This is a genomic window from Paenibacillus germinis (assembly GCF_013141785.1).
GTDB classification, from domain to species: Bacteria; Bacillota; Bacilli; order Paenibacillales; family NBRC-103111; genus Paenibacillus_E; species Paenibacillus_E phytorum.
Genome location: NZ_WHOC01000047.1, coordinates 20312 through 37239 on the forward strand (window position 1 = coordinate 20312; position 16928 = coordinate 37239).

At 42.5% G+C, this 16928-nt stretch carries 18 protein-coding genes, 1 pseudogene and 1 riboswitch; of the genes and pseudogenes, 1 reads left to right on the plus strand and 18 read right to left on the minus strand.

Annotation, left to right across the window (positions count from 1 at the left end; genetic code table 11):
• Nucleotides 1–96 precede the first annotated feature (96 nt).
• Entirely contained in the window at nucleotides 97–534 is a 438-nt protein-coding gene (locus GC102_RS09715) for an Lrp/AsnC family transcriptional regulator (protein WP_171689331.1), read from the minus strand.
• A gap of 151 nt (nucleotides 535–685) precedes the next feature.
• Between GC102_RS09715 and GC102_RS09720 the strand changes: the two genes are divergently transcribed.
• Complete coding sequence (locus GC102_RS09720; RefSeq protein WP_171689332.1) at nucleotides 686–1693, plus strand: oxidoreductase; 1008 nt, start codon at nucleotides 686–688, stop codon at nucleotides 1691–1693.
• Nucleotides 1694–1854: 161 nt separating this feature from the next.
• On the opposite strand, the gene GC102_RS09725 is transcribed toward GC102_RS09720, so the two are convergent.
• The 17 genes and pseudogenes from GC102_RS09725 to GC102_RS09800 all read right to left on the minus strand — a co-directional run bounded on the left by GC102_RS09725 (nucleotide 1855) and on the right by GC102_RS09800 (nucleotide 16920).
• On the minus strand, nucleotides 1855–2529 hold the full coding sequence (locus GC102_RS09725) for an LURP-one-related/scramblase family protein (protein ID WP_171689333.1): 675 nt from the start codon (nucleotides 2527–2529) through the stop codon (nucleotides 1855–1857).
• Nucleotides 2530–2568: 39 nt separating this feature from the next.
• Nucleotides 2569–4035 (minus strand): DUF5050 domain-containing protein, encoded by a 1467-nt coding sequence (locus GC102_RS09730; RefSeq protein ID WP_171689334.1) that lies wholly within the window; start codon nucleotides 4033–4035, stop codon nucleotides 2569–2571.
• A 188-nt stretch (nucleotides 4036–4223) separates the two neighbouring features.
• Nucleotides 4224–5015 (minus strand): phosphotransferase family protein, encoded by a 792-nt coding sequence (locus tag GC102_RS09735; protein WP_171689376.1) that lies wholly within the window; start codon nucleotides 5013–5015, stop codon nucleotides 4224–4226.
• 226 nt (nucleotides 5016–5241) lie between these two features.
• The gene (locus tag GC102_RS09740; protein ID WP_246320833.1) at nucleotides 5242–5892 is read right to left on the minus strand and encodes a CAP domain-containing protein; all 651 of its coding nucleotides are present in this window, start codon (nucleotides 5890–5892) and stop codon (nucleotides 5242–5244) included.
• A gap of 5 nt (nucleotides 5893–5897) precedes the next feature.
• A riboswitch (cyclic di-AMP (ydaO/yuaA leader) is annotated at nucleotides 5898–6030 on the minus strand.
• 122 nt (nucleotides 6031–6152) lie between these two features.
• Nucleotides 6153–6623, minus strand: coding sequence for a DinB family protein (locus GC102_RS09745; protein ID WP_171689378.1), 471 nt, complete (start codon nucleotides 6621–6623; stop codon nucleotides 6153–6155).
• 111 nt (nucleotides 6624–6734) lie between these two features.
• Nucleotides 6735–7544 (minus strand): RnfABCDGE type electron transport complex subunit D, encoded by an 810-nt coding sequence (locus GC102_RS09750; protein ID WP_171689335.1) that lies wholly within the window; start codon nucleotides 7542–7544, stop codon nucleotides 6735–6737.
• 1 nt (nucleotide 7545) lies between these two features.
• Nucleotides 7546–8427 carry an FAD:protein FMN transferase gene (locus GC102_RS09755; protein ID WP_171689336.1) on the minus strand — a complete coding sequence of 294 codons (882 nt, stop codon included), beginning with the start codon at nucleotides 8425–8427 and terminating at the stop codon, nucleotides 7546–7548.
• An 11-nt stretch (nucleotides 8428–8438) separates the two neighbouring features.
• Nucleotides 8439–8861, minus strand: coding sequence for an FMN-binding protein (locus tag GC102_RS09760; RefSeq protein ID WP_171689337.1), 423 nt, complete (start codon nucleotides 8859–8861; stop codon nucleotides 8439–8441).
• 156 nt (nucleotides 8862–9017) lie between these two features.
• A pseudogene (locus GC102_RS39380) lies at nucleotides 9018–9116 on the minus strand (Gfo/Idh/MocA family protein); the annotation flags it as partial.
• 48 nt (nucleotides 9117–9164) lie between these two features.
• Nucleotides 9165–9323 carry a DUF1427 family protein gene (locus GC102_RS09765; protein ID WP_171645099.1) on the minus strand — a complete coding sequence of 53 codons (159 nt, stop codon included), beginning with the start codon at nucleotides 9321–9323 and terminating at the stop codon, nucleotides 9165–9167.
• 155 nt (nucleotides 9324–9478) lie between these two features.
• Nucleotides 9479–9646, minus strand: coding sequence for a hypothetical protein (locus GC102_RS09770; protein WP_171689338.1), 168 nt, complete (start codon nucleotides 9644–9646; stop codon nucleotides 9479–9481).
• Between the two features lie 54 nt (nucleotides 9647–9700).
• Complete coding sequence (locus GC102_RS09775; RefSeq protein WP_171689339.1) at nucleotides 9701–9883, minus strand: hypothetical protein; 183 nt, start codon at nucleotides 9881–9883, stop codon at nucleotides 9701–9703.
• Between the two features lie 134 nt (nucleotides 9884–10017).
• Entirely contained in the window at nucleotides 10018–10323 is a 306-nt protein-coding gene (locus tag GC102_RS09780; RefSeq protein ID WP_171689340.1) for a hypothetical protein, read from the minus strand.
• A 285-nt stretch (nucleotides 10324–10608) separates the two neighbouring features.
• A complete protein-coding gene (locus tag GC102_RS09785; RefSeq protein ID WP_171689341.1) occupies nucleotides 10609–12816 on the minus strand; it encodes an FAD-dependent oxidoreductase in 2208 nt (735 codons plus the stop codon).
• 100 nt (nucleotides 12817–12916) lie between these two features.
• Nucleotides 12917–14542 carry an AraC family transcriptional regulator gene (locus GC102_RS09790; RefSeq protein ID WP_246320834.1) on the minus strand — a complete coding sequence of 542 codons (1626 nt, stop codon included), beginning with the start codon at nucleotides 14540–14542 and terminating at the stop codon, nucleotides 12917–12919.
• Nucleotides 14539–16278, minus strand: coding sequence for a sensor histidine kinase (locus GC102_RS09795; RefSeq protein WP_171689342.1), 1740 nt, complete (start codon nucleotides 16276–16278; stop codon nucleotides 14539–14541). Before GC102_RS09795 ends, GC102_RS09790 begins: the two co-directional genes overlap by 4 nt.
• 300 nt (nucleotides 16279–16578) lie before the next feature.
• Nucleotides 16579–16920, minus strand: a complete 342-nt coding sequence (locus tag GC102_RS09800) for a DUF1801 domain-containing protein (RefSeq protein ID WP_171689343.1) — start codon at nucleotides 16918–16920, stop codon at nucleotides 16579–16581.
• Nucleotides 16921–16928: the final 8 nt, after the last annotated feature.

The following is a 16928-nucleotide window of genomic DNA, read 5'->3' on the forward strand; positions in this document are numbered from 1 at the left end:
TTCACTCCTCTAATTAATTCTTCTTTCCATTCGTTTAATTACTGTTTGAACAACTTTCAATACTCGGCAAGGTGATGAAACCTTCGAGGAAGCCCTTTATTCTACATTGTCAGCGATCAAGCACTTATTTTCAATCGCCGCCGAAAGCACGATAAGCGTTGAAGAGAAACCGTGTGGACTGCATGAATCGAGAAAAACGGTAAACGATTCCATCGATGCGGTAATTATTTTCATCATAAAATTATACTCCCCGCTGATGCGATACAATTCGATGACATCCGGAGATTGCGAGCAGAATTCCTGGAAATCCAGACAATTGCTCGTCTTGAACAGCACGAACGCCGTGACGTCTTTGCCGAGCTTCTTGGGCGAGAGAACCGCCTTGTAGCCGGCGATGATCCCTTGTTCCTCAAGCTTGCGTATCCGTTCCGTAACGGCAGGATGTGTCATCGCGATCGACCGGCCAATTTCGGCAACCGGCATTCGTGCGTTTTCATGCAGCAATGAAAGTATTTTACTATCGATTCCGTCCAAAGTGATTCCTCCTTCATTTTATATGCTCAGATCGTATTTTTAACTTTAATATGAAAGACAGAGGTTATTATTAACATGATTTATGCATGTAAATTATAACTCTAACTTTATACAATGTCATTATAAGATAATTTGAAGGAGTGGATAACAAATGATCACGACAAAATCACTTACCCTCAACACCCCTCTCACCATTGGCAGCGTCAAGCTTCGTAACCGGCTAATCATGGCGCCTATGCAGCAATACAAAGGTTCGCCGGAAGGTTATGCGACAGAGCATCATGTTCAGCATTACGCTAGAAGGGCGAATGCAGTAGGATTAATTATCGTGGAGTCTACGGCTGTGTCCGATAACGGCAGGCTGGTGCCTAACGACATTGGCATTTATTCGGATCAACACACCGATGCGCTAAAAAGAGTAACTGATGCCGTTCACACCAAGCATACCCCAATATTCGTTCAATTGTCTCACGGAGGAAGAAAGTCGGATCCGGAAATAACGAAGCGGCTCATTGCGCCAAGTGCGATTTCTTATGACGACACGTACGGAAAACCTTCGGAATTGTCTGTCTCCGAAATTGAGGCCCTTATTGAGGATTACCGTTTGGCGGCACGACGCAGCATTGAGGCGGGTTTTGATGGAATTGAGGTACATGCGGCTCATGGATTTTTGATTCATCAGTTCTTGTCGCCGATTTCCAATCTCCGCAGCGACGCGTATGGTGGATCGCCTTTAGCCAGGGCGAAATTTTTGCAAGACACACTTGCCGCAATCCGCGCCGAAACCGGCCGTAATTATCCGGTTATCGTGCGGATCTCCTCGACAGATTACGTCGATGGCGGCCTTAATCCGCAGGAGCTTGCGCTGATGCTCAAACCACTCGTAGCGGACAATCTTATTGACGCGATTGATGTATCATCTGGCGGCCTGCTGCCCATCCAGCCGACGGATACTCATCCAGGCTACCAACTGCCTGATGCAGCCGTCATTAAGCAGCATTTAGACGTGCCTGTCATCGCCGTTGGCAAAATCTATACCCGCAGCTTTGCGGACCGGATCATTGGGGACGGGTTGGCGGATGCCATAGCTATCGGGCGCCCCCTGCTGGAAGACCCCGATTTTGCGCAGAAAATGATTGGCCGAAAGGACTTTTCTTAACAAACCCCTTTAAAAGAAAAGAGGAGCTGCTGCGAAGCAAGCTCCTTCACTACCGTTGCATGTTATCTCAATCAAGAACACTCATAATTTGCTTTTTGTGATGATCATCGTGCTCAGTAAATTCTTGAATTATGTATAGCAGTGAGTATGGCGTACCTGTTTTAGGACAATTTGACACACCGTTTGCTGTTACTTCTAACAGTAATTCCTCTGATTTCATGCTCTTTAATATATCGATCAGTTTCAATCTGTCGCTTGAGAATTCTTGAAGGAGTTGATCTTTCGAAATACCCGAATTTGCGTATTGAATGAAGATCCCAATTTCTAAGATGTGCGATGATTCCGACTATCGATACTTTTCCTTCTTTAATTGGGCTGTGCCAATCTTTATCACTTAGTTGGTGTAAAATATTTGTCCATTTGCAAAACTGTTCGTATTCACTAATTGTGCTGCGTAAATCCATGAGATCATCTCTTTGTTCGAAACGGGCAACATGCGCGCCGGATTCATCAGATATCTCATATTCTTTTGAAAATACTGGGGATATAATCTCGTAGTTACCTCGCCCTTCGGTTTCATATGTGAATTTCTTGGTGAAAAACGCAATTCTGCTTCTCAACACGCCTAATTGCCCACCATCTGCACCTGTAATCTCCCATTTGCTTGAGAAGATCGGAAAACTTCCTTTGCACAAAAGCTGGCCATTCTGCCCATACACCTCGATCGCAGATCCAAAAGGGCTCTTTAAATCTAGATGACCGACGTTTTCTTCCTGTTCGTCCAGAATCTCCGTAATACCGGAATTAAAAAAATTATCCCGAAAGTATAGATTCATTCACTCGCCTCCCTATCGCTCGGTCATTCCCGTTTGTGGTCAATTAACTTCAATATGTTCGAGATGATTGTTTCCCATCCAAGACTGCGGATAATATAGTGTTTTATCAGCAAAATAAAGCGCAGTTGCGCGCGCTTGCCCAACTCTCGTAAGCCCTGTTCCGTCGATTTTTAGCTTATCGATAACTGCGGAGCCGTGAATACCAAACGATCCGCGAACCATGTAAATCTCACCTTTGCGGTATTGAATCGTGCTTATCCATTCGTCCGAAGTATATAGCGGAATGTTAACAGAGCCATCTTCACTTAGTTTACTTAGTTGTTTACTGTAATGATGAATATAATAAAGCCATTTATCTATGACGAAAGCTTTGGTTACGTTGTCTTGAAGTTTCTTACGAGCGGAGCCGTCGAGGTTCATTCGATACAAGTTACCGGGTTCTGCTTTGGTATCCTGCATTAGGAAATAGATTCCGTTTTCGTTTGTGTCTATAAAAAATTGGGATATCCCTTCGCCACCGACGAGTTCTTTCTCAGCCGATCCATCGAGCTTCATTCTATAGAGACCGCTTGGCACAAAATAGCCGCCACCGCTAATGCTTGCACTCTGTTGAAAGGTCTGGCGGATATAATAAATCCAACCATCTTGAACCGATATTTGAGTGGTCGGTATGGCAGATACTAGTGAACGCAGACTTCCGTCAGTCTTTATTTTGTAAATGCCCTCCATTTTATTTTTTGAAGGATCGGAAACCGTATAATAGAGCCAATCCCCTACGATATTCATAGACTTGGCATTATCATCCGCCAGCTTCACTTCTCCACTGCCGTCCTTTTTCACTTTCACGAGCCGATTCGGACCTTCATAATTATTATCAGGATTCATGTAGATCCAATCCCCTTGAACCGCAACCTGGCCGCCATTCACAAGATTCAAATCATCGGTTTGCTTCGTTTGGGTATTCGATGTTCCCCCGCATGATTCGATCCCGAATCCGCGTCCTGCGTCCCAGCTTGTGCTCCACCCAAACACATCATGTGTGAATCTCCATGTCATCGGGAAATAAGTAATGTCCCGGTAAAACAGCACTGGATACGGTTCTTCTGAATTTATAATCGATTGTCCGTTCACTTTGACCGGGAACGGGAGAAGCGCAGCCTTTTGCCTTCCGTCATTGGAATTGACTTGCGGCGACAGGTTTTGCTTTAGAGGCACGCAGGTGTCATTCTTTTGCATCGATAATCCGTTAACGGCGTCCCATTGAACAGACATTCCAAGGGCGGAAGTATTGTTCCACGTCATGGGAAAATACGTGATATCCTTATAAACCAGCAGAGGATACTCGCTGTGACTCACATCCATGGCTGTGCCGTTCACGGTAACGGGAAAAAGGGGATAATTCACTTTTAAATCCGATGAAGAAGACGCTTGTGATACCTGCGGCAGCCCTGATGAGGAGAAACCTATGACGATCGCGCTGAGGCAAAGACTTATCTTTATAAACATAGAAAACTCTCCTATCTCCTCAACTGGTATCGATGAGACCTGACACGAAGAAAAGGTAAAACTAAAAGCTGCCAATTACCACTACTCACTCTGAATGTTACGTTTAAAATTAGACGGAGTAGACAAGAAATAAGTTTCTCTTCCTATTTGCAATTTTTCTTCAGAACCACTTACACCCAAATACTACATTAAAAAAAACTGTAAAGTCCGTCTTCAAAGTATTCATATTCCTTTTTATTTAAAATCTTAATTCCATATCCTTCAAAGAAAGTATGAATCCCCGATTCAGTCTCAATAGCGTTAGGCTTGGGGCGAATTGCCAAAGATATATCATATCTTGGGTCGCCAAACGCTCCTCCACTCCAGTCAATAATACTTATTATTTTCCCATCACGAACTAATACATTATCAATAGTGAAGTCTCCATGAATTAGTGTGCTTTTCAATGGTTGGGGCTTGTTGTTCTTCAATTGTTCTAATAACTCTGCAGTTCCATCTACCGAGAAATGTTTAAGATTATATTCCGCATGTACTAACATGTCATCCAACCAAATCGTATCTCTAATTAATTCCTTGGGGCATGGAGTTGAGTGAATTTGTGACAAGGTTAAACCAAAATTGAATATCATTTCATGCTTCTTATCCGTATTTTTCTCTTTATTTAATACATGTCTTAAAGTTTCCCCCTCAAAAAATTGCAGCAATGCCCAAGACTGATTCTCACTTTTTTGTTGCACAATCTGATAAACAGAGGGAATAGGTAACTTCGTGTTATGTAGACTATATAGCACATCAATTTCTTTAGATAACCAGGAACAATATTGTTCACCTTTTGCTCTTTTTATAACAAAACAACCTCGTGAACTTTCAATTATTGCTACATCAGATGTATGACCCTGTCTTGGAAATCTGATTTCTTTAATGGCACCTAAATAATCATTTATTTCATTGGGTATTTCGTCTAAATTGATTGGATACATTAATGACACCTCAACCCTTCCCCAAATTTCACTTAGAACATTCATTCGCTTCATTCTATTACAAATTACTTAATATGGAAATATAATTGAAAATGAGGGCACATTTCTATTTACTGTAGTTAGTTATATATGCTCATAACCGAGAGGTGAATTCAAAAAACGAAAAAACCAGCAACAAATAGTTGCTGGTTTTACTTAAAATATTCTGCTGACAAATGTTGCTACGTTAGTTGCTAATGAATTCCTGTACCCATTCGCCGTTGTAAAAAGCAACACCGATTTGGGTGAAGTTAGGACTTAGAATGTTTTGACGATGACCCGTGCTGTTCATCCAAGCTTTCATGACAGCTTCAGGCGTTTGTTGACCTTTTGCAATGTTTTCACCTGCGTAGGAATAGCGAATGCCGTATGTGCTCATCATATCAAAAGGCGACCCATAAGTCGGCGAGGTATGATCGAAATAACCATTGTTGTACATATCCTTCGCTTTGTCCAAAGCCATGGTGGTAAGTGCGCTATTGCTGGTTAATGGACGCAGTCCAGCCTTTGATCGTTCTTGGTTAACTAAGTTAACGACTTGGCTAGCAAAAGTTGTTTGGGATGGCGCAGTCGTAACTGGCGTTTTAGTACCTGCATTTGTACTCGTACTGCCAGGAATGTTGAGGCTCATACCAGACCAAATCACGTTCGGGTTGGCAACCTGAGGGTTTGCCTTAATAAGCGAAGATAGGCTTATGCCATACTTCTGGGATATTAACCACATTGTATCATTACCTGATACCGTATGGGTTGCTGGTGCGGCCATTGCCGCGCTCGAACCTACGAGGACGCTCAATCCTATTGCGCCGGTAACCACAAGCTTTTTGTAACGTTTCAAAATAAACCTCTCCTTTTTGCGGCCTGCGAGGTTAGCTGTCGGATTCGGATCAAAGAGTAATCACCCGGCCGCTGTCGCGGCTTCACCCCAAATAATGGGTCCCCCGTGCTTCACATGAAACTTCGGCCTTCTGAGTTATTTGATCCATATGGATCTCACAAATTGTAACATGTGAAATCATAGAGAACATGACTCAAAATTTTCCAACAATATTTTGCAAGCGGTATCAGCCGTTACTTTTAGACCAAAATATTAGCTCATTAATCCCAAATTCGTGGCCGATCGATTCCAGCCGTTCGCATATAATCCAACAGTTGCCCGGTGTGAACGGATTCGTGGTATGCGATCCTCATTAACATATCTCCTAAAGTTCGAACATACCCTACGTCACTTCGATTAATTTTAATATTTGACAAATCCTCAGGGGTGAACGATTTAACGGTATTCAAGAATTGTTCTCTGTACATTTGTGCGAATATCAGTTCATCCTCCACCGAAGAAAATTCCCGATTGTCAAAAGGAGAATCGTATGAAGACAAACTTCCACTGTTAAGAATTGCAAGATGATAATAATGCTCGCTGTCCAATATGTGCCGGATCATTTCTTTAATGCTTAAGGCTTGGGCATCAGGCCTCCAATCCAGCATAGTTAGAGGAATAACGCTCCACACTTTAATACTTCTACGTCGGACTTCTTCCAAGTTCAATATAACAAGATCTGTTCCGTTAATGATTAACACTCCTTTAAACTTCTCAATAATTCATGCCTAGTTGTTTTATAATTGTGCTGTATTTCCTTACGAACAAATATACAGCACATTTGTTCGCATGTAAATAATCCCTCATTTAATTAGTCTGCCAGGCTTTATGATAGTGGCGTTCCTAAGCTTTGGTACAAGTAAGTGGTATAAGTTCCCGATAAGCAATCCTATAAATAAGTACATCAAACCTCCAAAAATGCCATAAATTACTGCACCCACGATCGCACTAAGTGTGCCAAAAATGACTTGTTCCTTATATTTAGCTGGTGAAGTAGGCGGATCTGTTAGCATAAAAAGAGCAAAGAAAAGACAAGCATTGATAAAAGGTGATCGAAGTGCGTCAGTGGCGTCTCCGACATCAATAATCCCCATAATAAATAATAAGATGAAATACGTTCCTAGAAATGAAAAAACTTGTGGAAATTTGTTCACCCGGTTCGTCACCATGTATCCGCCAATTAACAGAAACACGACTGTCCATGTGGGAATATCCCCGAATGCGCCCCACCAACTCTGTCCTGTTCGAAAGAAAAGGATGGACAGAAGCAGTCCGAAAGCCGCTGGGTTGAAGATTGGTTTTTTCTTATGGACAAGTAAATGTTTTGACAAAATAGCGATAATGGAAGTTGCTGCAACAATATACCATGAGGAAGTTGTACTTAAGACTAAAGCAATGATTAACCCTGTTATCACCGCACCATCCGGCATCATTCGCTTCTTTTTGGCTATGCGGGAACAAAGGATATCCACGGCTGAAGAAACAACGACGGCAATGATGCCATTATAAATGCCACTGAAATCTAATGACCCTATAGAGGCTATTAATAGAAAGGCAACCATGGAAACTACGACATATCCCTTTGGGGTTTTCATCCATTGGTTAGCTGTCATTTTAATTACCCCCTACGTTATAAATTTGTAAATCGGATGTAATCAAGATTCCTTTGAGATCAACTTGTTCTATTAACGTACTACCGCGGTCTAAACCCAATAAGAAGAAAGCCGTCGAGAAGGCGTCCGCCATCATAGCGTAAGGTGCGATGACGCTGCAGCTGACCCATTCGCCCGGTGATTGTTTAGTTCTGGGATCGATGATATGATGCATATCGGCTTTTAATTCGCTCTTGCGCTCGTAACTTCCAGAGGTACAGACCGCCTCATTCGATATTTCAACCGTTTGTATGATTTGTTCTTTGTACTCGGGATGTTGAATACCAATTCTCCACTTGCTGCCGCTTTCGTCTAGCCCCCCAGCATAGAGATCACCACCGGCATTGACGACAAATCCTTCAAATTCTTTCAACTCATGTGCAGCCAAGTCGATGGCGAATCCCTTAGCCGCGGCTCCTAAATCAATCACCAGCGGCTTCCGCAAATACAACGTTCTATCCTGATCATTTAAAATGATATCCCGATAGGAAGCGGAACCCGAACAGGAGCTTTGGATGGTCTCCCCAGTTAAATAATGCTGATTGAATCCTAGATCTTCCATCGCTTTTCCCACCGCAGGATCAAAAATGCCATTCGTCCATTTCGCCACCTCCAAAGCAAACTTCAAAGGCTCAAATAAAAACGGACTAATCCGAACGGGAGTTTTAATTAATCGGCATGCCTCCATCAATTCACTGTCCAGACTGAAACGACTGCAGGCTTGTTCGACTTTCCGAAAAGCCTCGAAAGCCCGATCAATGGCTGCTTCTGTCTGGTCCTTTGATTTCCGAGTAACGACCTGTATATCTACAACAGTATCCATAAATAATTTCGTTTTTTTCATGATTTTGCCCATTATGAGTTTCTCGCCTGAGAGAGCGCATCTTGTACGGCATCTTTAAACGCCTGTGTACTGTACGTTGCACCCGAAACATTCCGTACTTGCGCACTTTGTTTTTGCATCACTTCTTGGGGCAGTCCAACAACGTCATCAATTGTATAATGCATAGCAAAATGACTGATTTCAACATCTGTAATTTTATCGCTTTTAATGGTGACGGCCACCTGAATCGATCCACGTCGATTGCTTCCTGTACCCAAATAGGTACCCTCTTTATAAAGTCTATTTATTTGACTGCTCTTAGTCTGTGTCACTTGGACTTGTTGTTGTGGTTGCTGTATCGTTGCCTTAGTCTCCGTTGCGAAATATCCCGCGGCATAAATAGCTCCAATGGCTGTTGAACACAGGGCGACCCACTTTTTGTTCATTTTTGCCATGTGAATCCCTCCCATATAATCCTTCATCGATAGTTTCATTATATGGAGCGAACATTAAAAATTTCTTAAGAGTAGCTGAATGTATTCGGAATCTATTGTTTGCTTGGAAAACTAAAAAAACTCCCATCCCTAAAAAGGGACGAGAGTAAAATCTCCGTGAATGGCGGCCAGCTTCATGAATTGTTCTTCGTATTTACAAAATGGCGTACTGTCAACAGAGAATCTAGCTTCAAATGATCGTGCAGCTCCAAGCGCTGATGAAACCGTAAAAACTCCTCCTCCTTTTTCATTTAGTCCTGCTTCCTATTTCAGAAACAGTTCCAGTATCTTGCCGCCTGCATAAATACCTACAATTCCAAGAATACCCGACAGTACAGGCGGTGCGGGCAAAGGCAGCTTCAACAGCTTGAATAAAATACCAATAATTAAACCTGCTCCTAATGACAACAGAAGCTCCTTCATACTTTAGACACCTCGATTGTTAGACTGCATCCTTAAATTCGATGGCTTAATTGCTTTAGCATTTTACTGGCTACTTCAATATTGACTACGTTTGGTACAGGCTGAAGACCTTTCGTCATGTTGACATGGTGTTTGACCACATGCAAGACCGATAGCTATTGTAGAGCAAATCCTAAGTCCATCGTTTCCACAGGATTCCCGCCGCCTCCAGATTGAGCCAAATTCAACATTATCCCGGTAGGTACAATCAAATTCGTCGTACGCATAAAACCTTCGACAATCGTCTGTCCTACACCGTGCTCGTTCTCAATAATTTGCTTCAAAGTGCTGTCATTTATTACAATAATCGGAACTGGAAATTGAGACTATAAATCTTCTCATAGCAGGTTCGCACCTGTTGTTGTTTCCTCCGTGCAGCCGATCAAGCCTTCAACACCATAATGTTGAATCAGCGTCCTTGTTAAATCAGCACCATTGTCCATTAATAGCTGCGGTTTATGCTGTATTACACTGTGAATGTTTGCGCTCATGCTCTTCGCGGCCATCGGATCTTCGACCATATACAGTAATCCCTTCCTCTTGCAAAGCTGGCTTATGTTAAAAATAAAAGATTTGTAAAACAAAAAAAAAAGGACACTTGTCCTTTTTTTAAAAATAGTTTCTATTAGGTTGGCTGACCCATAGGATCAAGGTTTCATCGTGGATAGCTCCCGTTCCATAAGCAGCCGATTTGTAGCATCTGGCCAGGATATCGGTTAGCAATGATCGTATCCGAGTATATCCGGTGCCCGTCCGGAACTGTCGGGTGAACACCATCATGTGTAAAAACAGCCACTCGAGGAGTTTCCTCCTCCGCCTGCGCGGTAAACACCAGTTTACTTTCCGATACCAATTCTCTGACCGCTACACCCAGATGAATCGAAGGGATGCCATAGTAGTCGGCCACATCCTCTTGCAGGATAGCTCCTTCCTGGTATTCCCCGCCCTGAAAAACAGGCATATCCCGCTCGGTCAGCGTGTAAATGAATAGAATATCGATAAGACGGCTGCGCTTGCGGATTTGTCTGACAATCCCTTCGACCCTTGCTTTGGACTCGGGATCTCCGCTGTCTCTTAGGATACTCCCCTCGAAGCCATTCCGCCATCATTACACAGTACCCTTCCGCTCGTGTAATACTGCCGCCCAAGTAAGCTGCTGTCACTTCTTCTCCATTTTCAAGCTTATGAAATACATTTGGAAGCCCTTCACGAGGGAAAAATTCCTTCATCACCGCTTCACCTCTATTCAATTAAGTGCGAACAATTTGACGGCAAACACTTCAAAGTAAGGCGAACCATAAGTAGCTAAGAAACTAAACCGGATTCGGGCTACACCTTTCTCATTCACCTTATGTTTATTCAATGTGAGATAATTCCCACTGACCTTAATTTCCCTCTCGTTTCCGTCTTCAAAGATTAATGAAACTGTGTAATCCTTAATCAGCGGTCCAATCGGATCATCGAAATGCTCCAAGTCCAGTTGGGAATTGAAAACAAGATGAATTTCCTCTAGATTCTTTGGTTCAGCAAAAGTGAATTCCAACCATTCAGGTCCTTCTGTACGTTCAGAAATCCACCCGTTTGGCAAACCATAGGGTCTGGAGTAACCATTGACAACATTTATAGGAGAATACATATTTTGTGAAGGCAGCAGGTCCTTAAAGCAAATACTCTTATTGAATTTCTTCAGTTTGGATGGTTCTTCCGGTCTATAATGGAAGCTGACCGCTCCTGTGATTTTCTCTTCATTACAATACACGGCAAGGCTCTCAGTGCCTTCCAACACAATGTAAATTTTATCATCCGTAGGCTTCTTGCAGTTCAAGTCCAACGTAATCCAATCGTCATGGCCGGCAGTAATATCCACACCATAGCCTCTTAACTCATTCACAGGAATATAGTTTTCCTTTCGTTCCCCGCCAAAGAGCTTCACTCTCAATGTTTCCAATCGCTCAGAATCATTCTTGACTTTGATCCGTACACTCTCTCCAGAGTCCGTCTGAAACGGTAAAGCCAAACACAATCCTTTATCCAGAGGAATGGCTTCAGTTGGATGCTCATTAACAAAGCTGCGCTGAGACGAAGCCCGAACGCTTAACCCGTTAGCGAAGTAAGGGATCAATTCTTCTTTAAGCCCTACAATCGTTTGTCCGTCTCGAAGCAGCAACGTTTGAAGCTCTCCGATATATTCTTCACCTATCGCAGCCGGATCAACACCGTATTTGAAGCATAGCGAAGCAGCCGTTCCAACCGCCTGTCCCATGCATCCACACGTTGCCATTACCCTAGTTGATCCGAATGCGACATGTGTAGCACTGATATTGCGGCCAGCGAACATCAGATTGGGAATGTTACAGGAATACAAACTGCGAAAAGGAATGTTGTATAAGCCAGGCACAAAATTCCAAGCTGTAGCCGGTCCATCATCATAAATGCCCTTGGCGGCGTGCAAGTCCATGTACCAGCCCCCAACGGAAACGGCATCTTCAAAATGGGGCTTTGTTGTGAGATCGTTCTGCGACAACATATATTCCCCGACAAAACGTCTCGATTCCCGTTTCCCCGGAATGGGGCATACGTAATCCAAGATCAGTTGATCCACATCGTCGAATTGTCCGCTGTTTTTGATATAATCCCAAATCCCGTAAACCAATTTCCGAAGCTCTAACGCAATATCTTCATTGTTTTTGATAATATCCATGTGACCGCCGTATTCCAGCCACCACAAACCGCCTAATCCATTGATTTTCCTTGGAATAGCTCGATGGTTCAAACCTTTTATAATACTCTCAAAAAAGCTTAATTTTGTAATATCGTAGGCAAATTCAGGCCTCTTAAACTGAACAGGATACCCCACATCACGGGCTTGGAAAAGAATCGTATCTCCCATGGTGTAATGGTCCGCCACTTCTGGAGCCAAATCTTCATTGAATTCGTGCTTCGCTTCTCTCCCCCATCTGAAGAGAGCGCCTGCTTGATAACCGACTACCCCGTCACCAGAACAATCGATAAAGGTTGGGCTTTCAAATCGAAATTTTCTTTCAGAAGCCAATTGCAGACCATCCACCCATTTGATTCTGCCGTTCTCAATCCCCGTTTCATGCACGCACGTATTCAGAAAGAGGGAAATGTTAGGCTCTCCATAGACCATATCCAGCAAGGCCATATCCGAAATCGAAAACATAAGCTTCTTGTTATATAAAGGGTTATAATGGAAAATCTTCAGCTTAAGTTCATCCACCAACCCGCCTTCGCGAGCATAATAAGATGGACTGTTTCCAAGATAAGCCGATCCGTTGATATGAACCCTAACCTCGCTGCTGGCATTCCCTCCAAGAACGGGCCGATCATTAATGAGTGAAACTTGCAACCCATGCCGTGCGGCAGCAATGGCAGCGCAAACACCAGCAATTCCCCCGCCTACAACGGTTACATCCGATTTGATAATCTCCATTTTGATAACCTCCATGATTAGATACTCTCATCATGTTAGTTCATTTCACATCCGGTTTTTTACAACATTTCGAGAAAAATTCATACGATTTTTTGCTGCTTCATTTCAATTCATACCGGGTCATTTTTATGCGATATTGCTTTGGCGTATCCCCCGTATATTCTTTGAAAAGTTTGCAAAAGTAACCTTCATTCACAATCCCTACTTCCTCGCACAATTCCAAAATGGAATAATCCTTAACCTTTAACAGCTCAAGGGACAGTTGAATTTTTTTACGATTGATGTAGCTAATCACGCCTTCGTTCATTGTTTTTTTAAATAGACTGCTGAAATACGATGGAGCCAAATTCACATCTTCCGCAATGGCTTCCAACGTTAATCGTTGCTTCAGATTTTGCTCGATAAACCGCATGGCTCTCATGATTTCTACACGATGCAAAGGTTTGCCTGCCTGTAAATATTCGAAAGTGAAGTCGCAAATATAAGTGAGCTGCTCCCTGAATGTCATGAAATGGATAGGGAACTCTTCTAATTCTGCCGTTAAAGCACTTCCTGAATTAAATTTTACTGCAATGTCCCTGTACAATTGACGCAGTAAAGGTGCCATGATCGACTTCTGAATTTTGTTAGCCGTAACAAAATCGTATAAAGATGAAATTTTCTGCTCGAGTTCTTCCTTGGTAACCTCCCTCTGCATCCATGCAAGTAACTCAGTTAGCTTTTGTTGAAATTCCACCTTTTTCTCATCTTGATATTGGAAACGATGTGCAGGTGTTTTGACTATTTTCACAGTTGAATAATACAAGTCCTTACTCACATTTGAGGCTTCCGTGTATGCTTTTTTGATAGATTCCCAGCCTCGATGCGTCCCGCCAAAAGCTACGGATACCGTTTGATTCAAGTATTGATTTAAATGGCTCACGATCTGGCTGCCCAGCGTCTGGCAAGCATCTTCCGTATCCATATCACTACGGTTATTTTCCCAAGAAAGAAAACCAATAAACTGATTATCAAACAAATCTGTAGCTACACCCATTCCAAAACTCAACACGGTTTCTTCAATGACATTGGCAATCGCATATTTCAAAATGCTCTGGTCAGCCGCCGAATATTCATTTCGAAAACTTTCATAATGGTTCATTTCAACAATAAAACAACAGTAGTAGGATTGAAAAAAATGAAATTGCATGCGATTTGCAAAATCCGATGCCCGATGAGATGGAATCTCACCACGGATCAGCTCGTTAAAAAATTGCTTGCGTGCTCTATATTTATTTTCTAGGACGGAAACATGTAACGATTGAAATTCCTCTTCCTTTTTCTTCATCTCATCCAGAACCCCGGCTGCTTTATCCAGAGCCCGCTCTACATCCGCTTCCCTTAAGGGAACTTTAACAATGTACTCCAATATGTTCGCATGAATAGCTCTCTGTGCATATTCGAAAGAAGAATAAGCTGTCAAAAGGATATATTGCGTATGGGGAAGCTGCGGTTTCAGCTGCTCGATCATGGAAATTCCGTCCATTTTCGGCATGACAATATCAGATATAAGGATATCAGGCTTAAGCCTCAGAGCTTCTTCAATTCCTTGCAGCCCGCTATTTGCTTTTCCCACTAAACGGAATCGTTGATCCTTATTTGTAAGCTCTCGAAAGAACAGCTCTAATCTTTGAATAATCAGATCTTCATCGTCAACAATGAAGCAGGTATACGTTCTCACCATCATGCATCTCCTTTCATAATGCTTACCGGGAATATCGCACGGACACAAGTTTCCATCTTCGGTATGCTGATGATATGCAGACCATATTCTTCACCGTAATGAAGCTTTATTCGGCCATGAATATTATTCAGCCCAATTCTTTTCCTTTTTACTTCCAAATCACTCGACTCGGCATTTAAAATAGACGCTATCTGTTCAACCGGAATTCCCTCGCCATGATCAATGACTTCAACCATGACAAAATTTCCGTCCCGATAGGCTTGAATGGTGATGGAACCTTTAATTTGCCCCCCATTATAACCATGAAAGATACTATTCTCGACCATGGGCTGCAAGAGCATTCGAAAAACTGGGAAATCCAATAACCCTTCTTCGATCTTCTCTATTAGCTTAAATTGCCGATTATAACGGATGTTTTGGATCTCGATATAATCCGATACATTCTGTAATTCTTGGCGCAGTGAAACTTTCTCCGAAGCGTCGGATATCCCGTATTCCAATATAGAAATAAGTGACCCGATCACAACATCCACTTTATCGATTTGCCCAAGATGTATGACATTGCTGATGGAGCCGAGTGTATTATACAGAAAATGAGGATTAATTTGCGATTGCAGCACTTGGATTTCCAGCTTTCGTTCAAGCTCGTTATGAAGCTCCGACCGCCGAATCAGCTCCACAATTTGCAGCAGCATCCGATCGAATGCTCTGGAAAGATCGCCAAACTCATCATTGCGATTAATGGAAATTGTGGTTGCGAGATCACCTTGCTCCACCCGTTTCATTTTCGTTTTGAGTGAATACAGCGGAGTCCGTATGTATTTGGCAATAATGAAAGAAATGAATAGACTTAATAAGAGACCGGCAAGAAGTAGCCAAATATAATAGGTTTCTAGTCTAGTCAATGCCGCCGCCATACGTGATTCATCATTAATCGAGATGATGAACCAATTGAATTTCTCCGTAGGCTGTTTCAGAATGGATACTGGTACCCCTTCTCGGGTATGCAATTGAAAGTTTGTTCCGTTGGCATCAAGAATTTGTTCCCCCGACGTTTCCCCGATTGAAAAAGAATGGTCTTGCACATCTAGAGGTCCTATATTTTCAGAAAACCCTGCAATGATTTTACCAGCAGCAGTAATTAGCGCGAGATTCATATGCTCTTGTTTATTAATTTTGAATAGTGTTTCCTCAATCGCTTTTAGGTCCAAATCTACCGCAATAGCCATTGGAGACGGCGAACCGTTCAAATACCGGACCATCGTCACCGTCCAGCCGGAATACTTGGACTTATATGGTTCACTGACAATTGTAGTCCCTCTATTCTTGCCTGCCGCATCAAACAGAGGTAATCGGTCAGGCAGCGGTTCATCGAAAATTCGGGTTGGCGTGCTGCCGCCGATGATCGATAAATCATCCTTGATTAAATAAATGTTGCTCACATAATTGCTGTTAAGTTCATACAGTTCCCTTAACTGCTTCTGGATCACTTCTTTATTGTTAATGTTGGCTTTCACCGATGTTTCGAACGAGAAAAGTATCGTCTGAAACGATGAAAAGTTAACGGTTAAATATTGGTCTACCTTAGCCAGAATTTGTTTCGTGTAATAGGCGTCGTTGGTTCTTATTTCCTTTTGGACATATCGGTAGGACAATTGGCTTATCAAAATAATACAGCTTAAAACAAATGCAAAACATATGAGAAATAATTTCAGAGGTAAACTAATTCTTCTCCGCATGGGCCATCTTCCCTTTAAGTCTGTATTTATCACAAGAATAGCATAGTGCAGCAAAGAGAGGGACATAAATTTTTGCCCCTCTCACCCTTTATTTGATTAAACCTTGATCTTTCAACTGTTTAGTTACCGAATCGTTATATTTCTGCATGTCGAACTTGGTATCCGATTGTTCCTATCATAGCGTGCCAAACTGGGTTAAATTTCTTATATTTTAAGAATTTCTTATAAGATCTTATGAATACAAAAAAGACCACTGCATGGAACATGCAACGGTCTTCCTAAGCAAAAAAAGAACAGCAATTAAAGTGAGCCTGAAGCTTGACTGACCAATGACACCAGCCGCCCGGAATCAACTGAATCACCTTTACGCAGCTTCAGTGTTTTTCTTTCCGGGGGACCATCGAACATGCCTTCCGGAAGCTCCAGTGCGGTAGCATTAAAGATCGTAAAGCTGACCGCGTCTTTTGACGTCGAGATGACAGCAGCGTATTTTCCGTTTTTCAAAAAATGGGGCTTCTTATACTGAATACGTTCGTGCACATCCGGTATGGCCTGGTGGACAACTTCACGCAGATTATTGGACTGTTGCACCTGCCATGGTTCTTTTAACGCTTCAATAAAATCGGTTACTTCCTGATTCATACTGATAC